This is a genomic window from Streptomyces sp. NPDC088812 (assembly GCF_044750285.1).
Lineage (GTDB): Bacteria > Actinomycetota > Actinomycetes > Streptomycetales > Streptomycetaceae > Streptomyces.
The window spans coordinates 1-3,127 of the sequence record NZ_JBIVJP010000052.1 but is presented as its reverse complement, the minus strand read 5'-3'; the positions used below and the strand labels follow the sequence as shown (position 1 = coordinate 3,127).

Below are 3,127 nucleotides of genomic sequence, written 5' to 3'. Positions count from 1 at the left end.
TGCCTCCCGGCCCTGCCTCTCGGCCCTGCCTCTCGGCCCTGCCTCTCGGCCCTGCCTCTCGGCCCTGCCTCTCGGCCCTGCCTCTCGGCCCTGCCTCTCGGCCCCGCCCTCTTGGCCTCGCCTTCCCGGGGCCTGGCCCCCTCCCGGGCCCGGCCTCCCCGGGCCCGGCCCTCCCGGGCCCGGCCCTCCCGGGCCCGGCCCCCGGCCCGGCGGTGCCCTCTCGGCCTGGCCCCCTGGCCCGGCCCCTGGCCCGGCCCCGGGCCCGGCCCCCCGCGCCCGGCGGCCGAAAAGCACTGCTTGTTCTCCCCTCCTGACGCGCTGATGATGCACATGACAAATCAGCGGGCGACCGGAAGACCTCCGGTCGCCTCGTCGTCAGAGGGGACCCCCACATGCCCAAGCCTCTCGTCGCCGCGCTCTTCGCCCTGGCCATCGCCGGGGCAGGCGCGGCGCCCGCGGTCGCGTCACCCGGGACCGGCACGGCTCCGACCGCCACCGCCGCCACCGCCGCGCGCACCGCGCCCACCGCCGCGGTGACCGCCGCCGCACCGGCCGCGGCTCCCGCGTCGCCCGCCCTCCAGGCCGTCACCCTGGCCGGGACCGTCGCGCTGAGCAACTGTTCCGGGTCCGTCGTACGCTTCCCGGACTCCCTCGACACCGACCCGGCGCTCGTGCTGACCAACGGCCACTGTCTGGAGACCGGGTTCCCGGAGCCCGGCGAGGTGATCGTCGGCCAGGCCTCCAGCCGCACCTTCGGGCTGCTGAACTCCGCCGGCACCCGCGTGGCCACCCTGCGCGCCTCCAAGATCGCGTACGCGACGATGACCGACACGGACGCCACGGTCTACCAGCTCACTACCACCTACGCGGCCATCCGCAGCTCCTACGGCATCAGCGCGCTCACCGTCCAGGACACGCACCCCACCGCCGGCACCGCGATCACCGTCGCCTCCGGCTACTGGAAGCGGCTCTACAGCTGCGCCATCGACGGGTTCGTGTACCGGATACGGGAGGGCGACTGGACCTGGAAGGACTCGGTCCGCTACACCTCGGCCTGCCAGACCATCGGCGGCACCTCCGGCTCGCCGGTCGTCGACCAGGCCACCGGCGCGGTCGTCGCCGTCAACAACACCGGCAACGAGGACGGCGGGACCTGCACGGTGAACAACCCGTGCGAGGTCGACGAGAACGGCACCGTCACCGTCCGCCAGGGCATCAACTACGCCCAGCAGACCTACCAGCTCCCGGCCTGCTTCACCACCGGCAACCAGCTGGACCTGAGCGCCGCCGACTGCACCCTGCCCAAGCCGTAGCCGACGCGGAGGGGCGGTCCGTCACCCGGGACGGCGGCGGACCGCCCGCCCGGCCAGCACGTCCGTCCGCCGCCCGTCCTCGATCGCGAAGCGGCCGTCGACCAGGACGTGCGGGATGCCGGTGGGCAGCGTGCGCGGGGTGTCGTAGGCGGACCCCGCCGCGACCGTCTCCGGGTCGAACAGCACCAGGTCCGCCCGGTACCCCTCCCGGACCAGGCCCCGGTCCGGCAGGCGCAGCCGGGCCGCCGGACGTCCCGTGAGGTGGGCGACGCACTCCTCCAGCGACAGCACCCCGAGCTCCCGCACGTACCGGCCCAGGTAGTGCGGGAACGTGCCGTACGCCCGCGGATGCGGCTTGTCGCCCTGGAGGATGCCGTCCGAACCGCCGGTGTGGACCCGGTGGCGCATGATCGCGCGGACGTTCTCCTCGTGGCCGACGTGCTGGAGGACCGTCGGGGCCAGGCGGTCCTCCAGGAGCAGGCGGCGGGCCGTCGTCCAGGGGGTTTCGCCGCGCAGCCGGGCCGACCGGTGGACCGTCCGGCCGACGTGGTCCGCCAGGCGCGGGTCCCGCACGCCGGAGATCTCGACGGTGTCCCAGTCGACCGGCACGCCGTGGCAGCCGTCGGCGCCGGTCACCTCCAGGTCGTGGCGGATGCGTTCGGCCATGGCGTCGTCGGCGAGGCGGCGCAGGACCGCCTCGGGGCCGCCCTCGCCCGCCCAGCCCGGCAGCAGGGCGGCGAGCGTGGTGCAGCCGGACGGGTAGGGGTAGGTGTCGAGGGTGATGTCGGCGCCCTCGGCCAGCGCGTCGTCCAGCAGGGCCAGCAGCTCCGGGGCCCGGCCCTCGTTCATACCGAAGTTCATGGTGGCGTGTGCGAGGTGGAGGGGGCAGCCCGCCTTCCGGGCCAGCTCCACCATCTCGGCGTACGCCTCCAGCGCGCCCGCGCCGTACGAGCGGTGGTGGGGGCAGTAGTAGCCGCCGTGGCGCGCCACCACCTTGCACAGCTCGGTGAGTTCGGCGTCCTCGGCGTACATGCCCGGTGTGTAGGTCAGACCGGACGACAGGCCGACCGCGCCCTGTTCCAGGCCCTCCGCGACCAGCCGCCGCATCCGGTCCAGCTCGGCGGGGCGGGCCGGCCGGTCCTCCCAGCCGACGGCGAGGGCCCGGACCGTGCCCTGCGGGACCAGGTAGGCCGCGTTGACCGCGATGCCCCGCCCGTCGATCCCGCGGTCCAGCCGGTCCAGGTACTCGCCCACCGACCGCCAGTCGAAGTCGATGTCGTCGCCGTACCCGTTCCAGCCGGCGATCGCCCGGCGCACCTCCTGAAGCGTGCGGTCGTCGACCGGCGCGTACGACAGCCCGTCCTGGCCCAGGACCTCCAGCGTCACGCCCTGCGCCGCCTTCGCGCTGTGGTCGGGATCGCGCAGCAGGGCGAGGTCGCTGTGGGCGTGCATGTCGATGAAGCCGGGGGAGAGGACGAGCCCTTCGGCGTCCAGCTCCCGCATCGCCCGGGGGCGCTGGCAGCCGGCCGCCGCGGCCTCCTGGACGATCGAGACGATCCGGCCGTCGTCGACGACCACATCGGCGCGGTACGACGGGCCGCCGGTGCCGTCGACGACGTCCGCGTCCCGGATGACGAGGTCTTCCATGCCCGGCCTCCCCGACTCAGAAGACTAGAAGAACGTGAGACTAGAAGAACCTGAGACTAGAAGAACGTGAGACTAGTAGTGCTTGGTCAGGTTGGTTTTGGTGTTGCGTGTCCTGCTGGCCCGGTATGGCGTTGAGAGTGTGTGACTCCGGACGAGATTGCTTTGGT

The 3,127-nt window shown here is 73.7% G+C and carries 2 protein-coding genes; one reads left to right on the top strand and one right to left on the bottom strand.

The genetic code is table 11. The annotated features are described in order from the left end of the window. Positions 1 to 392 precede the first annotated feature (392 nt). A complete protein-coding gene (locus tag ACIP67_RS43035) occupies positions 393 to 1,313 on the top strand; it encodes a serine protease (protein ID WP_401700136.1) in 921 nt (306 codons plus the stop codon). A gap of 21 nt (positions 1,314 to 1,334) precedes the next feature. On the opposite strand, the gene ACIP67_RS43030 is transcribed toward ACIP67_RS43035, so the two are convergent. Then, positions 1,335 to 2,960, bottom strand: a complete 1,626-nt coding sequence (locus tag ACIP67_RS43030) for an amidohydrolase family protein (protein WP_401700133.1) — start codon at positions 2,958 to 2,960, stop codon at positions 1,335 to 1,337. Positions 2,961 to 3,127 lie beyond the last annotated feature (167 nt).